This is a genomic window from Actinotalea alkalitolerans (assembly GCF_023369855.1).
Lineage (GTDB): Bacteria > Actinomycetota > Actinomycetes > Actinomycetales > Cellulomonadaceae > Actinotalea.
On sequence record NZ_JAMBPP010000003.1, the window covers coordinates 69,173 to 88,923 of the forward strand.

At 72.3% G+C, this 19,751-nt stretch carries 17 protein-coding genes; 6 read left to right on the forward strand and 11 right to left on the reverse strand.

Going from position 1 to position 19,751, the window contains the following annotated elements; genetic code table 11:
• Nucleotides 1–48: 48 nt before the first annotated feature.
• From M1R94_RS03880 to M1R94_RS03890, 3 genes are read right to left on the reverse strand one after another with little or no spacing between them, the layout of a single operon-like run.
• The gene (locus M1R94_RS03880) at nt 49–489 is read right to left on the reverse strand and encodes a response regulator (protein WP_249380355.1); all 441 of its coding nucleotides are present in this window, start codon (nt 487–489) and stop codon (nt 49–51) included.
• Nucleotides 486–2,099, reverse strand: coding sequence for a sensor histidine kinase (locus M1R94_RS03885; RefSeq protein WP_249380356.1), 1,614 nt, complete (start codon nt 2,097–2,099; stop codon nt 486–488). Before M1R94_RS03885 ends, M1R94_RS03880 begins: the two co-directional genes overlap by 4 nt.
• A complete protein-coding gene (locus M1R94_RS03890; protein ID WP_249380357.1) occupies nt 2,096–3,316 on the reverse strand; it encodes a PP2C family protein-serine/threonine phosphatase in 1,221 nt (406 codons plus the stop codon). Before M1R94_RS03890 ends, M1R94_RS03885 begins: the two co-directional genes overlap by 4 nt.
• 269 nt (nt 3,317–3,585) lie before the next feature.
• Between M1R94_RS03890 and M1R94_RS03895 the strand changes: the two genes are divergently transcribed.
• Complete coding sequence (locus M1R94_RS03895; RefSeq protein ID WP_249380358.1) at nt 3,586–5,877, forward strand: HelD family protein; 2,292 nt, start codon at nt 3,586–3,588, stop codon at nt 5,875–5,877.
• A 43-nt stretch (nt 5,878–5,920) separates the two neighbouring features.
• Here the strand turns inward: M1R94_RS03895 and M1R94_RS03900 are convergent, their stop codons facing one another.
• Nucleotides 5,921–6,856, reverse strand: a complete 936-nt coding sequence (locus M1R94_RS03900; RefSeq protein ID WP_249380359.1) for a matrixin family metalloprotease — start codon at nt 6,854–6,856, stop codon at nt 5,921–5,923.
• A 160-nt stretch (nt 6,857–7,016) separates the two neighbouring features.
• Here M1R94_RS03900 and serA point away from each other — a divergent pair, with 160 nt between their 5' ends.
• On the forward strand, nt 7,017–8,216 hold the full coding sequence (gene serA, locus M1R94_RS03905; RefSeq protein WP_249380360.1) for a phosphoglycerate dehydrogenase: 1,200 nt from the start codon (nt 7,017–7,019) through the stop codon (nt 8,214–8,216).
• 106 nt (nt 8,217–8,322) lie between these two features.
• On the opposite strand, the gene M1R94_RS03910 is transcribed toward serA, so the two are convergent.
• Entirely contained in the window at nt 8,323–8,502 is a 180-nt protein-coding gene (locus M1R94_RS03910) for a DUF5302 domain-containing protein (protein WP_249380361.1), read from the reverse strand.
• 115 nt (nt 8,503–8,617) lie between these two features.
• On the opposite strand from M1R94_RS03910, the gene M1R94_RS03915 reads away from it, so the two are divergent.
• Nucleotides 8,618–9,694, forward strand: a complete 1,077-nt coding sequence (locus tag M1R94_RS03915; protein ID WP_249380362.1) for an aldo/keto reductase — start codon at nt 8,618–8,620, stop codon at nt 9,692–9,694.
• A gap of 53 nt (nt 9,695–9,747) precedes the next feature.
• Nucleotides 9,748–11,457, forward strand: coding sequence for an AMP-binding protein (locus tag M1R94_RS03920; protein ID WP_249380363.1), 1,710 nt, complete (start codon nt 9,748–9,750; stop codon nt 11,455–11,457).
• A 27-nt stretch (nt 11,458–11,484) separates the two neighbouring features.
• Here the strand turns inward: M1R94_RS03920 and M1R94_RS03925 are convergent, their stop codons facing one another.
• From M1R94_RS03925 to M1R94_RS03935, 3 genes are all read right to left on the reverse strand, one after another.
• Entirely contained in the window at nt 11,485–12,024 is a 540-nt protein-coding gene (locus tag M1R94_RS03925; RefSeq protein ID WP_249380364.1) for a hypothetical protein, read from the reverse strand.
• A gap of 114 nt (nt 12,025–12,138) precedes the next feature.
• Nucleotides 12,139–12,642 (reverse strand): transcriptional regulator NrdR, encoded by a 504-nt coding sequence (gene nrdR / locus M1R94_RS03930; protein ID WP_249380365.1) that lies wholly within the window; start codon nt 12,640–12,642, stop codon nt 12,139–12,141.
• A 142-nt stretch (nt 12,643–12,784) separates the two neighbouring features.
• Nucleotides 12,785–13,150, reverse strand: coding sequence for a LysM peptidoglycan-binding domain-containing protein (locus M1R94_RS03935; protein WP_249380366.1), 366 nt, complete (start codon nt 13,148–13,150; stop codon nt 12,785–12,787).
• A 283-nt stretch (nt 13,151–13,433) separates the two neighbouring features.
• Between M1R94_RS03935 and lexA the strand changes: the two genes are divergently transcribed.
• Nucleotides 13,434–14,150: a transcriptional repressor LexA gene (lexA, locus tag M1R94_RS03940; RefSeq protein WP_249380599.1), complete on the forward strand. Its 717-nt coding sequence runs from the start codon at nt 13,434–13,436 to the stop codon at nt 14,148–14,150.
• A 58-nt stretch (nt 14,151–14,208) separates the two neighbouring features.
• Here the strand turns inward: lexA and M1R94_RS03945 are convergent, their stop codons facing one another.
• From M1R94_RS03945 to hflX, 3 genes are all read right to left on the reverse strand, one after another.
• Nucleotides 14,209–15,204: an L-lactate dehydrogenase gene (locus tag M1R94_RS03945; RefSeq protein ID WP_249380600.1), complete on the reverse strand. Its 996-nt coding sequence runs from the start codon at nt 15,202–15,204 to the stop codon at nt 14,209–14,211.
• Between the two features lie 90 nt (nt 15,205–15,294).
• Complete coding sequence (locus M1R94_RS03950) at nt 15,295–17,472, reverse strand: ATP-dependent DNA helicase (RefSeq protein WP_374109423.1); 2,178 nt, start codon at nt 17,470–17,472, stop codon at nt 15,295–15,297.
• Nucleotides 17,473–17,524: 52 nt separating this feature from the next.
• Nucleotides 17,525–19,018, reverse strand: a complete 1,494-nt coding sequence (gene hflX, locus M1R94_RS03955; RefSeq protein WP_249380367.1) for a GTPase HflX — start codon at nt 19,016–19,018, stop codon at nt 17,525–17,527.
• A 103-nt stretch (nt 19,019–19,121) separates the two neighbouring features.
• On the opposite strand from hflX, the gene M1R94_RS03960 reads away from it, so the two are divergent.
• Complete coding sequence (locus M1R94_RS03960; protein WP_249380368.1) at nt 19,122–19,745, forward strand: class I SAM-dependent methyltransferase; 624 nt, start codon at nt 19,122–19,124, stop codon at nt 19,743–19,745.
• The last annotated feature ends 6 nt before the right edge of the window (nt 19,746–19,751 follow it).

Below are 19,751 nucleotides of genomic sequence, written 5' to 3' on the forward strand. Positions count from 1 at the left end.
ACGTCGCCCAGACATTCCGTCGGCCCGCGCGTGGCCCGCGGGAGGCGCTCAGCGCGAGGGCAGCCGTACGACCGAGACGAAGAAGTCGTCGATCTGGCGGACCACGTCGATGAACCGCTGGAAGTCCACGGGCTTGGTGACGTAGGCGTTGGCGTGCAGCGAGTAGCTGCGCAGCACGTCCTCCTCGGCCTCGGAGGTGGTCAGGACCACGACCGGGATGCTGCGCAGCTCGTCATCCGACTTCATCGCCGCGAGCACCTCGCGGCCATCCATCCGGGGCAGGTTGAGGTCGAGGAGCACCATGTCCGGCGTCGGCGCGTCGGCGTACTCCCCCTCCTTGCGCAGGTAGGCCATCGCGCTGGCACCGTCGCTGACCACGGCGAGCCGGTTGGCGACCTTGTTCTCCGCGAAGGCCTCCCTGGTCATCAGGACGTCACCCGGGTCGTCCTCGACGAGCAGGACGTCGATCGGGTTCTGGATGCTGCTCATGACACTCCGCTCTCGATGCCGCCCACCGCGGCCTCTTCCTCGTGGGTACCGACCGGGATCGTCCATCGGACGACCGTCCCGGGCGACGCGTCGGTGACCCAGATGTCTCCACCATGGAACTCGACGATCTTCTTGCACAGCGCGAGCCCGATCCCGGTGCCCTCGTACACGTCCTTGGCATGGAGACGCTGGAAGATCACGAACACCCGGTCGGCGTACTGGGGGTCGATCCCGATCCCGTTGTCACGGCACGCGAACTCCCAGCATCCTCCCACCTGGTGCGCCTCGATGCGCACCTCGGGGACCCGGTCGGGGTGCCGGAACTTGATCGCGTTGCCGATCAGGTTCTGGACGAGCTGGACCAGCAGCGGCTCCTCGCCGCGGACCACGGGCAGGTCGACAACCGTGACCACCGCCCCGGACTCCTCGATCGCGGTGCCGAGGTTCTCCGAGGCCCGCTCGACGACCGAGCCCATGTCGACCTCGGTGAGCTCGCCGCCGATCCGTCCCACCCGGGAGAAGCCCAGCAGGTCGTTGATCAGACGCTGCATCCGCTTGGCACCGTCGACGGCGAAGTCGATGTACTGGTCCGCTCGGTCGTCGAGCTGTCCCTGATACCGCTTCTGCAGCAGCTGGGTGAAGCTCGCCACCTTGCGCAGCGGCTCCTGGAGGTCGTGCGAGGCGACGTAGGCGAACTGCTCGAGGTCCCGGTTCGAGCGGCGCAGCTCCTCGGCCTGCTCCTGCAGCAGCTCGTGCGAGCTCTCGAGCGCCGCCCGGGCCTCGGCCGCCTGGGCGGCGAGCCGGACGAGGCGCTCGCGCATGAGCTCGACGTCGCGTGCGACCTCGCCCACCTCGCCCGGCCCGGCGTCCACGACCGGGTGGTCGACGTCTCCCCCGGCCACGATGCGTGCGTCCTGCGCCAGGACGGCGAGCGGACCCGTCACCCAGCGCCGCAGGAAGACCCACAGCAGGACACCCACGACGACGGGCGCGACGGCCAGCAGGCCCAGCGCCACGGTCAGCGCCGCTGTCGAGGTGCCGAGCTCGTCCACCGCGAGGTCCCGCTCGTCCCGCAGGAGGTCCGCATAGGCCTCGACGTCGACGCGGAGCTCGTCGAAGAGGACCCGGCCCTCCTCGATGTCGGCGACTCCCACCGCGTCGGGGCCCGCCTCCTCGACCGCCTCGATCGTCGGCTGCGCGAACTCCCGGTACCAGCGCGTGGCGAGATCCCCGGCCTCGGAGCGCATCAGCAGCACCCGGTGGTCCTCCCCGAGCTCGGCCGCGAGCCCCTGCTCGATGTCGCTGCCCGCGGGCTGCTCGGTCAGCCGGTGGAACGGCTCGAGGGTGATCGGGTCGCCCGTCAGCGCGTACCCGCGCACCGCGGTCTCGGCGTTGACGAGCTGGACGTAGGCGGCATCCGCCTCGGTGATCGCCTCGAAGTAGAGGTGGGTCACGACCTGCTGGCGGTCGGCCAGGAGCGCCAGCGCCCAGATCGCACCGGCGACCACGAGCACCAGCAGGGTGCCCGCCGTGACGAGAGCTATACGCAGCCGTCGACGCAGCGAGGTACGCCAGGCCCTGGCCGCCCGGGCCTCGGGCGTCGGGCTCACGCCTCGGACCCCGACCAGCCCAGGACCACCAGCGCGGTGTCGTCGACGAGGTCGCCGCCGTGCCGGGACCGGACCGCCTCGAGGATCCGGTCGACCAGCGTCACGCCGGCGTGACCGTCGAGCCGCTCACCGTCCTCGTCGAGGTCCGGGCCACGATCGAGGCGGGCAGCGCGCCGACCGGGGAGCGCGGTACCCGACGGGTCGATCGCCAGGGCCTCGTCGATGACCGCGACGAAACCCTCCTCGCCCAGCCGTTCCTCGCCGCCGTCGACCGTCGCCTCGAGCACGCCGTCGGTGTAGAGCACGACCCGCCAGCTCGTCCCCAGCTCGACCCGCTCGGGCTGCCACCCCCCTGGCACCGGGATCCCCAGGGCACGGCCCCGGCAGTCGGCCGGGAGCACACGGGTGGTGCGCCCGACGTGCAACGGCGCCGGGTGGCCGCACAGGTACAGGTCCATCGCCGTCCGGTCCGGGTGCACGACCACCATGACCAGCGTCGTGAAGACCTCCGGGCGACCTCGCTCGGCCGCCAGGATCTGCTCGACGACCGCCAGGACCCGCTGGGAGTCGAGGCCCGCGAGCACCGCCGTCCGCCACGCCGCACGCAGCGTGGCCCCCAGGGCAGCCTCATCAGGTCCGTGTCCTGCGACGTCGCCCACGATCGCGGCGACCGAGCCGTCAGGGCGTTCGACGACGTCGTAGAAGTCGCCCCCGAGCAGGCCGTCGCGACCCGCTCGGTAGCCGACGAGCACCTCGAGCGCACCGTCGCCGACGAGCGGCGAGGGCAGCAGCGCCCGTTCGAGCCGTTGCGTCTCACGTGATCGCACCTGTGCCCGGAACAGCGCGCGCTCCTGAGCGTCGGCCTGACGTCGCTGGATCGCGTAGCGCACCGTGCGGAACAGCAGCCCGAGGCTGACCTCGCCCTTGACCAGGTAGTCCTGCGCCCCCGCGGCGACCGCGCGCAGACCGACGTCAGCATCCGCCATGCCTGTCAGCACGACGATCGCAGGCGCCGTCCCTGGCACGGCGAGGCGTTCCAGGGCGTCGATCCCGGAGGCGTCCGGAAGGCCGAGGTCGAGCAGGACGCAGTCGACGTCGAGCATCCCCTTGGCCTCGTCCAGCGACCGTGCGCGCAGCAGCTCGACCACGGCCGACTCGTCCTCGAACTGCTCCTGGACGAGCAGCGCGTCGCCGTCGTCGTCCTCGACGAGGAGCACTCGGAGGGGCTGCTGATCCCGCTGTTGATCCGGCACACGTCCCCTTCCGCAGGTCGGCCCACAGGTCGGCCTCCTCGATCCTACGGGTCGCTCGGTCGGTCGCGCGCACCACCCGGTCCCGCGAGACCGGCGACGTACGGACCGCGTGGCGGTCACGGCATCACCGCGGTGGGGCAGATAATGGACGGCCGTCCCGGGCCCATCGGGTCGGCACCGCGGAGCCCGGACCGGGCCGGCACCGCGCTCCGGGCGACGAGCAAGGGGAGACAGTGGCAGGCAGGCAGGACCAGCTGCGCGAGGAACAGTCCGCCGTCGACCTCCGCTACGCACGGCTCGACGAGCTGCGTGAGCAGACCGCGGCACGGCTGGCCGAGGTACGGCGTGTCGGTCCCTCGGGCTCCCCCCAGAACAGGTCCGAGCGCGACGCCTTCGCCACCCTGTACGAGGACCGGATCGCCCAGCTCGACGCGGTCGAGCAACGGCTGTGCTTCGGCAGGCTCGACCTGACCGACGACACGACGCGCTACATCGGGCGGATCGGGCTGACCGACGCCGAGCACACGTCCCTGCTCACGGACTGGCGCGCGCCGGCCGCGCAGGCCTTCTACCGTGCGACCTCGGCCCAGCCCGACGGCGTCGTGCGGCGCCGTCACCTGGTCACCCGGGGTCGCGCGGTCACCGGGCTCGAGGACGAGGTGCTCGACCTCAGCGCCCTCACGGGTTCACCGGACCCCACCGGCTCTGGCCACCAGCCAGGGGTGCTCCAGGGGCTGACCGGCGAGGGAGCGCTGCTGGCCGCCCTGGCCACCGGTCGTACCGGTCGTATGGGCGACATCGTGGCGACCATCCAGGCCGAGCAGGACGCGATCATCCGGTCCGACCTGCAGGGCGCCCTGGTGGTCCAGGGTGGGCCCGGTACCGGCAAGACCGCCGTCGCGCTGCACCGCGCGGCCTACCTGCTGTACGCCCACCGCCGAACCCTCGAGCGGTCCGGCGTCCTCCTGATCGGGCCGAGCCACACCTTCCTGCGGTACATCGACCAGGTGCTGCCCTCCCTGGGAGAGACGGGCGTGGTGACCACGACCATCTCGGACCTGGTGCCCGGCGTCACCGCGGAGGGCACCGAGCCCGACGACGTCGCCCGGATCAAGGGACTCCCGACCATGGCACGGGTGATCAGCAGGGCGGTCCGCCAGCGTCAACGTGTTCCGGCCGAGGCCCGAACGGTCGACGTCGACGGGCGCACCGTGATGGTCCATCCCCACGACGTCACCGACGCGATAGCCAAGGCACGGCGCTCCAACCGTCCGCACAACCTCGCCCGGGTGGTCTTCGTCCGGGAGATGCTCGCGCGGCTCACCACCCAGTACGTCTCGGCGCTCGGCTACCCCGTGCCGCTCGAGGACCGCGGGGAGATCACCGAGGAGCTGCGGTCGCACCGTGAGATCCGGATCGCCCTCAACCTCGCGTGGATGCCCCTGACCCCCCAACGACTCGTCGAGGACCTGTTCAGCCGGCCCGAGCGCCTCTCAGCCGCAGCGCCTGACCTGCCTGCCGCCGATCGCAGGGCGCTGCAGCGGGCCAAGGGCTCTCCGTGGACACCGGCCGACATCCCGCTCCTCGACGAGGCCGCCGAGCTCCTCGGTGAGGACGACCAGGCCGCCCGGGCGCAGACGGCCCAGGACGCCCAGCAGCGCAGCGCCGAGCTCGAGTACGCCCGCCAGGTGCTGAGCTCGACCGGGGCCGGTGGCGGCCTGGTCAGTGCCGAGCTGCTCGCCGACCGCTTCGCCCACAGCGCGCCGCGACTCACCACGGCCGAGCGTGCGGCGGCCGACCGTAGCTGGACCTACGGCCACATCGTGGTCGACGAGGCCCAGGAGCTCTCACCGATGGCGTGGCGCATGCTGCTCCGCCGGTGCCCCACCCGGTCGATGACCATCGTCGGGGACGTCGCCCAGACAGCCGCCCCGGGCGGGGCGCACAGCTGGGAGCAGATGCTCGACCCCGTGCTGCGCGGGTCCTGGCGTCTGGCCGAGCTGACCGTCAACTACCGCACCCCCGCCGAGGTCGCCCGGACCGCTCAGGACGTGGCGCGGACCGCAGGGCTGCCCGTGAGCGCCCTCACGTCGGCGCGCGACGTGCCCGACGCACTGCGCGTCGCAGGGGCCGGCTCCGACGGGGTGGTGGTCGAGGTCGTGTCACAGGTCGCCCTCGCGCTCGACGAGCTGGTCGGGCAGGAGGCCGACCCGCTGACCGTCGACGCAGGCCGGGTCGCGGTGATCGCACCCGGCGCCCTGGTCGACCAGGTGCGGTCCGCGCTGGTCGACGCGGGCCTGGGTGAGCACCTGCGACCTCCCAGCGGTGGCACGGCGCTCGACGCGCGGGTCGCGGTGATGTCGCCCCGGATGAGCAAGGGCCTGGAGTTCGACCTCGTCGTGCTCGCCGAGCCCTCGGCCATCGGCGAGGTGTCGATGGGCGACCTGTACGTCGCGATGACCCGGCCCACCCGGGGCCTGCGCGTGGTCACCTCGACGACGCTGCCGGCCGGGTGGACGCCCTGACGGTGGCGGGTCGACCGCCCGACCGGCAGGACGACGGCCCTGATCAGCCCTGGCAGGCCACCTGCCCGAGCATCGCCAGCCCCGCCAGGTCACCAGGGCCGAGGTCTGCACGGTGGGAGGTCATCGGGTGCATGAGCTCCCCCGTGTCCTGGACGTGGTCCAGGCCCACGACGTGCGCGAGCTCGTGGACCACGATGGCGCGCGCCTGCTCGTAGCCGTCCGCCCGACCGAGGAGCGCCACGAGGTCCGGGGCGTCCAGGACCATCCGGCCCGCGGCGAGCCAGGTCCCCTCGCCGCGCGATCCCGGCACCGCGGCCGAACCGGCCACCCCGGCCACGTTGCCTGCGAGCTCGGCGACCTCGCTCTCGTCGGACCACGCCACGAGCACCGGGGCCCAGCCCGGGCCGTACCTCTCGGGCTGGATGAGGGCCCGGTCCAGCGTCGGGGCCTCGTCGGTGACCCCCACGTCCACGAACTCCAGACCCGACGCCTCGGAGACCACCGTGACGGCGTCGGCGAGGAGCGCCTGCCCCGAGGGCGGCATGCCGTCGGGGCGGACGACGTACCGGATCGGTCGGCACGGGTCGTAGCCCACCGGCTCTCCCGTGTCGTCGGTGTGCAGGAAGGCGTAGGAACCGCTCGTGGTCACGGGGACGACCGGACGGAGCCGGCCCTCGGAGGGCTCGGGGCGGGGTACCGCCACCGCCCGTCCCTCGATCTCGACGTACACCCTCGGCACGAACGGGCTGGTCAGGGAGTCCCACCCGCCGTCCCGCCAGCCGGCGGCGAGGGCCCCTCCCAGGACGAGCACCAGGAGCAGGGCGAGCACACGGGGTGTCCCGACCCGAGGAGTGCTGAAACGGGCCGACCCGGCGCGACGGGCGGCGCGGTGGGCCGCCCGGTCCATCTGACGCAGCATCCGGCGGGTTCGCCACGACTCGCGTGCCGTGCGTCCGTCCCGTCGTCCTCGCCGGTCCATCGGACCAGTCTCCCAGCCCCTCACGCCGCAGGCTCGTCGACCCCGGGGTGACTTCGCGGCGCGGCGGGAACTTCACCCGGTGCCGTGCGACCGCAGCCGGCGATGTCCCGCCTGTCGGTCCCGGTTTGGCTCCCACGGCCCGGAGGGACACGATAGGGCCGTGCTGAGAGCCCTCTTGCTGGAGAACCTCCATCCCCTGGCCACGTCGATCCTGCAGACCGACGGGATCCAGACCGTGTCCCACGGCGGGGCGCTGGACGAGGACGAGCTGATCGAAGCGCTCCAGGGGGTCCAGCTGCTCGGCATCCGCTCCAAGACCCTGGTGACCGAGCGGGTCATCGCGAACGCACCTGACCTGCTCGCGATCGGTGCGTACTGCATCGGCACCAACCAGATCGACCTGCGCACCGCGGCCCTGCACGGTGTCGCCGCCTTCAACGCCCCGTTCTCCAACACCCGGTCCGTGGTCGAGCTCACCCTCGCCGAGATCATCGCGCTGACCCGCCGCCTGACCGAGCGCGACCAGGCCCTGCACGCCGGCGTCTGGGACAAGTCGGCCGACGGCGCCCACGAGGTGCGCGGACGGACCCTGGGGATCGTCGGCTACGGCAACATCGGCACCCAGCTCTCGGTCCTCGCCGAGGCGCTGGGGATGTCGGTGGTGTTCTACGACTCGGCGGAGAAGCTCTCCCTGGGCAACGCGCGTCGGGTCGAGACGCTCGACGAGCTGCTCGAGGTCTCCGACGTGGTGACCCTGCACGTGGACGGGCGCAGCGGCAACGGCGGCCTGTTCGGTGACGAGCAGTTCGCCCGCATGCGCCCGGGAGCGGTCTTCCTGAACCTCTCCCGCGGCTTCGTGGTGGACTACGCGGCGCTGCGCGAGCACATCCTGAGCGGGCACATCGGCGGCGCAGCGGTCGACGTGTTCCCGGTCGAGCCCAAGCGGCGGGGTGACCACTTCGAGTCGGACCTGCGCGGACTGCCCAACGTCATCCTGACCCCTCACATCGGCGGCTCGACCGAGGAGGCGCAGGAGGCCATCGGCCAGTTCGTCTCCAACAAGCTCCGCGACTACCTCGCGACCGGCACCACGATGCTCAGCGTGAACCTGCCGAACCTCGCACTGGCGCAGCGGACCGGTGCGCACCGCCTGGCGCACCTGCACCACAACACGCCAGGGGTCCTCGCCGGCATCAACCAGACGCTCGCCGAGCACGACGTCAACATCGAGGGGCAGCTGCTCGCCACCCGGGGCGACCTGGGCTACGTCGTGACCGACGTCGGCTCGGACCTCTCCCCCGACGTGTGCAACGTGCTCGAGGAGATGTCGCAGACCATCCGGCTCCGGCTGCTCTCCTGACACCGGGCACGCGACCAGCCCGCCATCCCTCGTCCCTCACCGCGGGACGCAGCACGACGGCGCGCCCCCGCAGGGGGACGCGCCGTCGTGGTGGGTCGTGCGCCGGTCAGCCCGTCTTGCGACGGAAGGTGCGCTGCGAGCCGCCCTCCGTCTCGGACCCGTGGACGGAGCCGGTGTTGCGGCGACCCTCCGCGGTCTTGTGCTGGGCCGCGCGCTTGCGCTCGAGCGCCTCACGGAAGCGGGCCTTGGCCTCCTCGGCCTTCGGTGCCGGGTCGTGGTCGGTCATCGTCGTACCTCCTGCTCGCGGCCGGGCAGAAGCGCCGACCTCCCCCAGCCTGGCGGCTCGCGGTCGCAGAAGCCAGTCCTTTGCCCGGTCATGGGCTCACGCGTAGCGTCAAGGGATGCACCTGCCGGATCCTCACCGCTACGACACGATGACCTATCGCCGGGCCGGGAGGTCGGGACTGGCCCTGCCCGTCATCTCGCTGGGACTCTGGCAGAGCTTCGGCGCTGCCCATCCGCTGAGCACCCAGCGCGAGATCCTGCTGCATGCCGTCGACCGGGGCATCACCCACATCGACCTGGCCAACAACTACGGTCCACCGCCCGGTGCCGCCGAGGAGAGCTTCGGCAGCGTGCTGCGCACCGACCTGGCAGCCGTCCGGGACGAGCTGGTCATCTCCACCAAGGCGGGCTACCGGATGTGGCCAGGGCCCTACGGCGAGGGCAGCTCCCGCAAGTACCTGCTGGCCTCGCTGGACCAGTCCCTCGCACGGATGGGTGTCGACCACGTCGACCTGTTCTACAGCCACCGCTACGACCCGACGACCCCGCTCGAGGAGACCATGGGCGCGCTGCGCACGGCGCTCGACTCGGGTCGCGCCCGGTATGTCGGGATCTCGTCCTACTCGGCGCGGCGGACCGTCGAGGCGCTCGAGGTAGCACGAGGGATCGGGCTGCCACTCACCCTGCACCAGCCGTCCTACTCCATGCTGAACCGATGGATCGAGCGGCCGGGCGCGGGCACTGCTGCCGAGGGCACCGGGCCGGGCACCGTCGACCGATCGCTGCTCGACGTGCTCGGCGACGCCGGCCTGGGCACGATCGTCTTCTCACCCCTGGCTCAGGGCATGCTCACCGACAAGTACCTGCACGGGATCCCCGAGGGCTCGCGCGCGTCCCGTGGCGGGCCGTTGCGTACCGAGTTCCTGACCGGCGACACCCTCGGGCACCTGAGGGCGCTGGACGAGATCGCCGCGTCCACGGGTCGGTCCCTGGCCCAGCTCGCACTGGTCTGGGCGCTCCGGGACGAGCGGGTCACCTCGTTGCTGCTGGGCGCCAGCAGCGTCGCCCAGCTCGACGAGAACCTCGCAGCGATCCAGGACACGCACCTGGAGCCTGCGGTGCTCGAGGCGATCGACCGGCACGCGGTCGACGCCGGGGTCAACATCTGGGCGGAGCGCTCGAGCGACCTGTGAACCCGGGACCTACTGCTCGGTAGGTTACGGAGGCGTAGGTTAGGATCTGGACCGTGACGACGACGACTCCCCGCCCTTGGCTCAGCTCCTACGCGCCGGGGGTCCCGGCGGACGTGCCCGACCCGGTCGACCCCGTGACGGTGACGCTCGAGCACTCGGTCCGCGCGTTCCCCACGCGTGTGGCAGCCGACTTCCTGGGAGCGGTGACCACGTACCGGGCGCTCGGACGGCAGGTCGCCCAGGCGGCCGAGGCACTCCGCGAGGTGGGGGTACGGCCCGGGGACCGGGTGGCCCTGGTCCTGCCCAACTGCACCCAGCACATCGTGGCCTTCTACGCGGTGCTCCGTCTGGGCGCCGTCGTCGTCGAGCACAACCCGACGTACTCGGCGAGCGAGCTCGCCCACCAGATCGCCGACTCGGGCGCCGTCGTCGCGATCTGCTGGGAGAAGACCACCGCCGCCGTCCTGGATGCCCGCGAGCAGACCGACCTGCGCACGATCATCACCGTCAACCTCGCGGCCGACCTCCCGGGCATCAAGCGCCTCGCGCTGCGCCTCCCGGTCTCCGCAGCCCGGCAGACGCGTGCCGCGATGCGATCCCGCGTCCCGCAGGGAGCCGGGGTGCTGCGCTGGGATCGCCTGGTCCGCGGTGCGGCACCGCTGCCGGCCGACCACCCCCACCCCGGCATCGACGACGTGGCGCTGCTGCAGTACACGGGCGGCACCACGGGCACTCCCAAGGGAGCCGTCCTGCGGCACCGTCACGTCGCCGTCAACGCCGCCCAGGGGCAGGCGTGGACCCAGCACCAGGCGGGCACCGAGACCGTCTACGCCGCCCTGCCGTTCTTCCACGCGTTCGGTCTCACGCTGTGCCTGACCTACGCGATCCGCATCGCCGCCACCGTCGTGATCTTCCCCAAGTTCGACGTCAAGCAGGTCCTCGAGGCGCAGCGCCGGCGACCCGCCACCTTCCTCCCGGGTGTCCCCCCGATGTTCGAGCGCCTCGCAGCCGCCGCACGGGAGACCGGTGCCGACCTCACCACGATCGCCCGGTCGATCTCGGGGGCCATGTCCTTGCCGCCCGAGACCGCGGCCGCCTGGGAGGAGGTCACCGGCGGTCTGCTCGTCGAGGGGTACGGGATGACCGAGACGTCACCCGTCGCGCTGGGCAGCCCGCTCTCCGAGGCGCGGCGCCCCGGGATGCTCGGACTCCCGTTCCCCTCGACCCTGATCCGGGTCGTCGACCCCGAGAACCCGCACCGCGACGTCGCGCCCGGGGAACGCGGCGAGCTGCTGATCTCGGGACCCCAGGTCTTCGACGGCTACTGGCAGCGTCCCGATGAGACCGCTGCCGTCCTGCTCGAGCACGAAGGACGCACCTGGTTGCGCACCGGCGACGTGGTCGTGGTCCAGGAGGACGGGTTCGTCGAGCTCGTCGACAGGATCAAGGAGATCATCATCACCGGGGGCTTCAACGTGTACCCCTCCCAGGTCGAGGACCACCTGCGCACCATGCCCGGCATCCGGGACGTCGCCGTGGTCGGGGTCCCGGGAGGGGACCTGGGCGAGAAGGTGGTCGCCGCGATCGTCCTGGCCGAGGGCGCGACGAAGATCGAGCTCGACGCCGTCCGCGAGTGGAGCGAGCAGAAGCTCGCCCGCTACGCCCATCCCCGTGAGCTCATCGTCCTGCCCGAGCTCCCGCGGTCCCAGATCGGCAAGGTCCTGCGACGGGTCGTGCGTCAGCAGCTCCTCGACCGCCCCTGAGGCTCCCGCTGCGGGGTCAGCCGCAGGTCAACCGGGGCGCTGCGCCCGTTCGCGCAGCGACCGCTTCCGCAGCACGGAGTGCACCTGGTCCAGGGTGTCGAGCTGAGCGTCCGTCTGCAGGAGGAGTGCGGTCACCCGCGGACCGTCGAGGCCGAGCGCCGGGCTCAGGTCGGCCAGGGTCTGCCACAGACCGCGCTTGCCCATGACGGCACTACGAAGCAGCTCGACCTCCAGCAAGGGGGTCATCGGAGAGCTCCTGGTCAGCCGTCCGTTGGCCTTGAGCCGGGCGATCCGCTCTCCGACCCAGAGGGCGACCTGCTTGCTGCGGCTCTCACTCACCCCGAGGTCCGCCAGCAGCCCTCGGAGCTCCTCACGCTCGCCCTCCACCTCACGCGCGACCCGGTCGAGGTCAGGACCCACGGGCGTACCGGACAGCCCGTCGGCGGTGCGTCGCAGTCGTGCGACCCCCGCGGAAGCTCCGGCCAGGTGGTCGTTGAGGTAGACCGCGAGCAGGTCGTGGTCGATCCGTGCGACAGGGGGGACACCGTCGGGCAAGGCGTGCGTCATGGACTCTCCTGAGGATGGGCCGGCACCTCAAGCCTCACACCAGGACACGCTTCCCGCGACCTCTCACCCCGGGCTCTCCTCAGGCGCCCACGCACCACCACCGCGGGCCTGAGGTCACACCGGATCGGGCGCGACCTCACCGGTGCCGCCCGCGGTCCCGTCCTGCTCGTGCTCGTGCTCGGCACGCAACGCGGTGATCGCCGCCTCGAAGTCGTCGAGGGAGTCGAACGCCTGGTAGACGCTCGCGAACCGGAGGTAGGCCACCTCGTCGAGCTCGCGGAGCGGGCCCAGGATGGTCAGACCGATCTCGTAGGCGTCGAGCTCGGCACTCCCGGTGCTCCGGATCGTCTCCTCGACCCGCTGGGCCAGGAGGGCGAGGTCGTCCTCGCTGACCGGACGTCCCTGGCAGGCCTTGCGGACACCGGTGACGATCTTGTCCCTGCTGAAGGGCTCGGTCGCACCTGAGCGCTTGACCACGGACAAGCTCGCGGTCTCGACCGTCGTGAACCGCCGGTTGCACTGGGGGCACTGGCGTCGACGCCGGATGGAAGCACCGTCGTCCGAGGTCCGCGAGTCGACGACGCGCGAGTCGGCGTGCCGACAGAAAGGGCAGTGCACGGTGCGAAACCCCCGGCCTCGATGCAGGCACGCCGCACCGTCCGGCCCGTACCCGAGGCAACCGAACCGCGCGATCGCGATGTCAGCCGACACCGTACGGCCGGGCCTCCCAGGGTGCAAGGAGCGCACCGGCGCCTGATCCTCAGTCGACCGGGACCACGATCTGCTGTCCCACGCGCAGCGCACTGCTCGACAGCCCGTTCAGCGCGACCAGGTCGTCCACCGCGTCCCTCAGGTCCTGGCCCGGCGCGCTCACGCTGCGGGCGATCCCCCAGAGGGTCTCGCCGCCGACGACGGTGTGCGTGGTCACCTGAGTGCCCGGCCCGACTGCTCCCGCCTCGGCGCGACCGCCGCCGAGCATCCCGGCGACGACGACCGCCGCGGTGAGGCAGATCACGACCAGTCGCCCTCGTGCCGTCAGCCGCAGCCCGCCTGCTGGGGCAGCGGTGCGATGGGCTCGCCACGCAGTCCCGGTCATCGCCCGGGTGTCCATCGCGATGGTGCTCATGGTGACCTCCTCCTCAGCGCCTCGGTGACGAGGCCTCTGCGCGACCCTGTGGTCGAACACGTGTACGTCGAACGTCTGTACGATGTCTAGCACGATCGGCCGAAGAATGTCGAGACACGCTCGAACAGGTGTTTGATCCGACGAGCGCGCGGGCCTAGGCTGACTAGCACCGGACAAGAACACCACCCGGCACTGACACCCGCCGGCCCCGTCGGCGTCCACCCTTCTCCAGGAGGTCACCGTGGCTCCCCGCAGCACACCCCCGTCTGAGCCGCAGGACGCGGTGGCCTCGGTGCACGCGCTGCCGGACGGTGCTCCCGACGGCGAAGGGCTCACCGCGCGCCAGCGCCTGGTGCTCGAGACCATCCGGGCCAGCGTCGAGCGCCGGGGCTACCCGCCGTCCATGCGAGAGATCGGCGAGGCCGTCGGTCTGACCAGCCCGTCGTCGGTCAAGCACCAGCTGATGACGCTCGAGCGCAAGGGCTACCTGCGCAGGGACCCCAACCGGCCGCGGGCGATCGAGGTCGTCCACCCCGACGACTCACGTGCCATCCAGTCCTTCGGGGCCGAGAGCCGCGACCGCAGCTATGGCGAGGAGGGCATGGCGAGCGGGGACTCCGCACCGACGCCGTCCTACGTACCGGTGGTCGGGCGCATCGCCGCCGGTGGGCCCATCCTGGCCGAGCAGGTCGTCGAGGACGTCTTCCCGCTCCCCCGGCAGCTGGTCGGCGACGGCGACCTGTTCCTGCTGAAGGTCGCGGGCGACTCGATGATCGAGGCGGCGATCTGCGACGGCGACTGGGTCGTGGTCCGTCGCCAGCCGGTGGCGGAGAACGGCGAGATCGTGGCCGCGATGATCGACGGCGAGGCGACGGTCAAGACGTTGCGCCGGGCCGACGGGCACGTCTGGCTGCTGCCCCAGAACAGCGCCTACGCGCCGATCCCGGCCGACGAGGCCACCGTGCTGGGTCGGGTCGTGAGCGTGCTGCGCAGCCTGTGAGCACCCCGCGTCCCGCTCCGGGCCGTGCGGTGGGGGGCCAGGTCCTCCTGGGGCGGGCTCAGAGGCCGAACGAGGCCGCCACCGAGCGCATCGCGTCGGCGGAGCCGCGCAGCCCTGCGAGCTCGTCGTCGGACATGGGGATCTCGAGACGTGCGCCCACCCCCTGGCGGCCGACGATCGACGGCACCGAGAGACACACGTCGTCGATCCCCTGGTAGCCCTCGAGCAGCGAGGAGACCGGGAGGATCCGGCGCTCGTCGCCCAGCACGGCCTCGATGATGCGCGAGCCGGCCAGGGCGACCGCGTAGTTCGTCGCCCCCTTGCCCGCGATGATCCGGTAGGCCGAGTTGACGACCTCCTCGGCGATCCGCTTCCGCGCCTTGGGGCCCACGCGACCGACCAGCGTGCCGTCGGGCCCGGGCACCCCAGGCCAGTCCATCAGCGGGACCGACCCGATCGCAGCCGAGCTCCACAGGGGGATCTCGCTGTCGCCGTGCTCGCCCGCGATGTAGGCGTGGATGTTCTGGACAGCGACCCCGGTGTGCTGGGCGAGGAGGTAGCGCAGCCGCGAGGAGTCCAGGACAGTGCCCGAGCCGAAGAGCTGGTTCGGGGGCAGTCCGGAGATCTTCAGCGCCGCGTAGGTCACGATGTCCACCGGGTTCGTGACCATGATGTACACGGCGTCGGGTGCGACCTCGACGAGCTGGGGCATGAGGGTCCGGACGAGGCCGATGGTCGCCTCGGCCAGGTCCAGGCGTGACTGACCAGGACGCTGCTTGGCCCCCGCGGTGACCACCACCACGTCGGCGTCCGCGCAGACCGCGATGTCGTCCGACCCGACGATCTCCGCCATCGGCATGAACTGGATGCCGTGGCCGATGTCGAGGGCCTCGGCCTCGACCTTGGCTGCGTTGACGTCGTAGAGCGCGACGCTGCGGGCTGCCCCGCGCATCAGTGCGGCGTAGGCCATGGTCGAGCCGACGCTGCCGGCACCGACCACGGCCAGCCGGGTCGTACGACGGTCGACCGTCGATCCCGAGGCGTCCAGCCCCAGGTCGTCGATCTCGCTGACAGCGCGCTCCGCACGACTCGCCTTGTCCGCCACGTCCCCACCTCTCGTCGGTCTCCACGTCCGGTGCTCACCCTACGGCGTGCCGCCAGCACCCTCCTGCACTCCCCCGGGCGCGAGGCGGCCGAGCGCCGCGAGGGCGACCGTACGGTCGGTGGTCTGCCAGAAGGGAGGCATGGTCCGGGTCAGGAACTGGCCGTACCGTGCCGTGGCCAGCCGCGGGTCCAGGACCGCCACCACCCCGCGATCAGCATCGGTCCGGATCAGACGCCCGGCACCCTGGGCCAGGAGCAGCGCGGCGTGCGAGGCGGCGACGGTCATGAACCCGTTGCCCCCGGCAGCCTCGACCGCCTCGGACCGGGCCGACCGGACAGGGTCGTCGGGGCGGGGGAACGGGATCCGGTCGATCATCACCAGCCGGCAGGACTGGCCCGGGACGTCGACCCCCTGCCACAGCGAGAGCGTCCCGAACAGGCAGGTGCTGTCCTCCTCGGCGAAGCGCCTGACCAGCGTGGGCAGCTGGTCGTCACCCTGGCACAGGACGGTCAGGTCCAGGCGCTCCCGCATGGCCTCGGCTGCGGCCTGCGCTGCCCGACGGGAGGAGAACAGCCCGAGCGCTCCCCCGCCACCGGCACGCAGCAGCGCCTCGATCTCGTCGAGCTGGGCCTGGGTCGTCGGCTCACGTCCCGGGGCCGGCAGGTGCCGCGCGACGTAGAGGATCCCCCGTCGCGGGTAGTCGAAGGGGCTCCCGACGTCGATCCCCCGCCACGGTCGTGGGCTGTCAGGATCGTGGTCGGGGCGACGCGGCCGGGGGTCGCCGCTGGTGCGCTGCAGCTCGGTGTCCAGCCCGACCGACCGGGCGAGCGGCGCGAAGGTCCCCCCCAGGGCCAGGGTCGCCGAGGTCATGACCACGGTGCGGCCGGTGAACAGGTGGGACCGCACCAGACCGGCCACCGCGAGCGGAGCGGCGTGCAGCCTGGACGCGCCCGACCGACCCCACCCCGAGTCGCCGCGGGCGCACCACAGCACGTCGTGGCCCTGCTGCGCCGCGTCACCGGTCATCCGCTCGGCGATCTCGAACAGGGCGAGCATCGTGGACGTCGCCATCTTGAGCCCACCGTCGGCCGTCGGCGAGGCCTGCGTGCCCGACTCGGGCTTGAGCGCCGAGAGCAGGCTGCGCGCCGCGTCCCGCACCGCGGCCACCGCAGCCGTGGCACCGGCAGGGAGCCCCTCGCGGAAGCGCCCCTCGGGCAGCTCGGCCATGACCGTCGCCAGGGCCTGACCCGCCGAGTCGAGGTCCGTGGTGGGGATGCCCCCGTGGCGTCGCGCAAGCCGCGCTGCGTGCTCGATGGTGGCTGCCGAGAGCTCTGCCGTCGCCTGAGCGGTGACCCGGTCGGTCAGCTCGTGCGCCTCGTCGACCACCAGGACCTCGTGCTCGGGCAGCACCCCGGGCGACCCGCCCGCGGCGATCCCGAGCATCGCGTGGTTCGTGACCACGACGTCGGCCTGACGGGCCCGAGCACGTGCCTGCTCGGGGAAGCAGCTGTCGACGAGCGGGCACTTGGGACCCAGGCACTCCATCGACGTGACCGACACCTGGCGCCAGGCCTTGTCGGGCACCCCGGGGACGAGGTCGTCCCGGTCACCCGTGGTCGTCTCCTGCTCCCACTCGCGCAGGCGCAGCACCTGCGCACCCAGCTCGCCGGCCCCGGAGGCGCCGCCCGGCGGAGCGGGATGCTCGGCGGCGCCGGGCCCCTCACCCATGCCGACGGCGTCGAACAGCGTCCCTGGGTCGTCGGCCGGGTATCCCCCGGCGACCTTCTGACGGCAGAGGTAGTTGTGCCAGCCCTTGAGCAGCGCGACCTCGGGGGTGCGCGGGAGCCGCGGTGCGACGGCCTGTGCCACGAGGGGCAGGTCCCGGGTCACGACCTGGCGCTGGAGGGCGAGGGTCGCGGTCGAGACCACGACCCTCTCCTCGGCCAGGACCGCGTGACGCAGGGCCGGGACGAGGTACCCCAAGGACTTGCCCGTCCCGGTGCCCGCCTGCACGAGGAGGTGCTCGCGGGCCTCCAGCGCGTCGGCGACAGCCCGGGCCATCTCGTGCTGGCCCGCCCTGTGGACCCCTCCCAGCGCCTGGACCGCACGGTCCAGGAGGTCAGGAGTCGTGTCGGTGGGCGGCGCCTGCCCCGGGCTCGCGTCAGGCTCCACCGGTCCTGCCGGAGACGGCGCGGCGGTCGTCGGCTCAGCACTCACCTGCGCAGAGTAGTTCGTCCCGGCGACGTGGCGACGTCAGGCACCGACGTCGTCAGGCACCGCCGACGTCCGCCTGCGTGAGCTCGGCGGCGAGGTCAGGGTCGACCCGCGCACGGATCGCCGTGCCCCGACCTGTGTGCTCCTCGGACTCGATCTCACCCTCGGTGTGCACACGGCTGACCAGGTCACCGCGGTCGTAGGGGATCGTCACCTCGACGCTCGACAGCGGGCGCGGCAGCTCGAGCGCGAGCCGGTCCCTGAGCTCGTCCAGACCTGCGCCGGTGTGGGCCGAGACCAGCACCGAGCGGGGCTCGCGGCGCCGCAGCCGCTCGACGACCTCGGGGTCGGCCATGTCGGCCTTGTTGAGCACGATCAGCTCGGGGATGTCGCCCGCTCCCTCGATCTCAGCCAGGACCGCGCGCACCGCCGAGACCTGACCCTCGGGGTCGCCGTGCGCGACGTCCACCACGTGCAGCAGGAGGTCCGCGTCGCCGACCTCCTCGAGGGTCGAGCGGAAGGCCTCGACCAGCTGCGTGGGCAAGGACCTGACGAACCCGACCGTGTCCACGAGCGTGAACGCCCGTCCGTCGGGGGTCTGCGCGCGGCGGACCGTCGGGTCAAGGGTCGCGAACAGGGCGTTCTCGACCAGAACCCCCGCCCCGGTGAGCCGGTTCAGCAGGCTCGACTTGCCCGCGTTCGTGTAGCCCACGATGGCCACCGACGGGACGTGGTTGCGGTTCCGGGACGACCGCCGGGTGCGGCGCGAGGGCGCCATCGCGGCGATCTCCCGGCGCAGCTTGGCGACCCGCGTGCGGATACGGCGACGATCGAGCTCGATCTTGGTCTCACCCGGACCGCGCGACCCGATCCCCGCACCTGCCGCGACGCGACCACCGGCCTGGCGGGACATCGACTCGCCCCATCCGCGCAGACGCGGCAGGAGGTACTCGAGCTGGGCCAGCTCGACCTGCGCCTTGCCCTCCCGGGACTTCGCGTGCTGGGCGAAGATGTCCAGGATCAGCGCGGTCCGGTCGATGACCTTGACCTTGACGATGTCCTCGAGCGAACGGCGCTGCGAGGGGGCGAGGTCCGCGTCGACGATCACCGTGTCGGCCCCCGTGGCCTGCACGATCTCGGCGAGCTCGGCCGCCTTGCCCGATCCCAGGTAGGTCCCCGGGTCGGGGGTCGAACGCCGCTGCAGCACCCCGTCGAGCACCTCCGAGCCCGCGGTCTCCGCGAGCGCGGCCAGCTCCCGCATCGACAGCTCGGCACCCTCGGCCGTCCCGGTCGACCAGATGCCTGCCAGCACGACGCGCTCGAGCCGCAGCTGCCGGTACTCGACCTCGGTGACGTCGGTCAGCTCGGTCGACAGGCCCCCGACCCTGCGCAGGGCGGCACGGTCGGCGCGGTCCAGCTGGTCGCCGTCGTCGTGCGTGGTGCGGGTGCTGCCCTCGTCCAGGGCGGTCCCGGCGCGGGCCAGCACGCGGGCGACGACCGCGTCGGCCACCTCTCGGGCGCTGCGCGGGTCGGTCTCAGAGTTGGTCATCGGGTCCTCTCGTCCGGTACCCAGCGTGTCACGAGGCCGCACGGGACCGCGACCGATTACCCCGAGGGCGGAGAGCGGAGGTCTGATCGGTACAGTGCGGGGCGTGGCGCACGAGAGCTCGACCGGCGACGGGGACCACTACTTCACCGCACGTCCGGCATCGGCGGCCGAACGACGGACCATCGAGGTCGTGCTCGACGGGCGACCACGCTCGGTCCACACCGCTGCGGGGGTCTTCTCCCCCGGACGGATCGACCTCGGGACGCAGGTGCTGCTGCGCACCGTCCCCCCGGCGCCGTCCGCCGGTGACCTGCTCGACCTGGGCTGCGGATGGGGTCCGGTCGCCCTGACCATGGCCCTGCAGTCGCCCGCGGCCCGGGTATGGGCGGTCGACGTCAACGAACGCGCGCTGGACCTGGTCCGCCGGACCGCCGACGACCTCGGGCTCACCAACGTCGTCGCGACCACCCCCACAGGTGTGCCCGACGACGTCCGCCTCGCTGCGCTGTGGTCCAACCCGCCGATCCGGGTGGGCAAGGACGTGCTCCACCAGATGCTCCGCACCTGGCTGCCCCGCCTGGCGCCCGGCGCCCAGGGCCACCTCGTCGTCCAGCGCAACCTCGGCGCGGACTCGCTGCAGAGGTGGATCGTCGAGCACCTCGGGCTCCCGGTCGACCGGGTCGCGAGCGCGAAGGGCTTCCGCGTGCTGCGGGTCACGCCGACCTGACTGCAG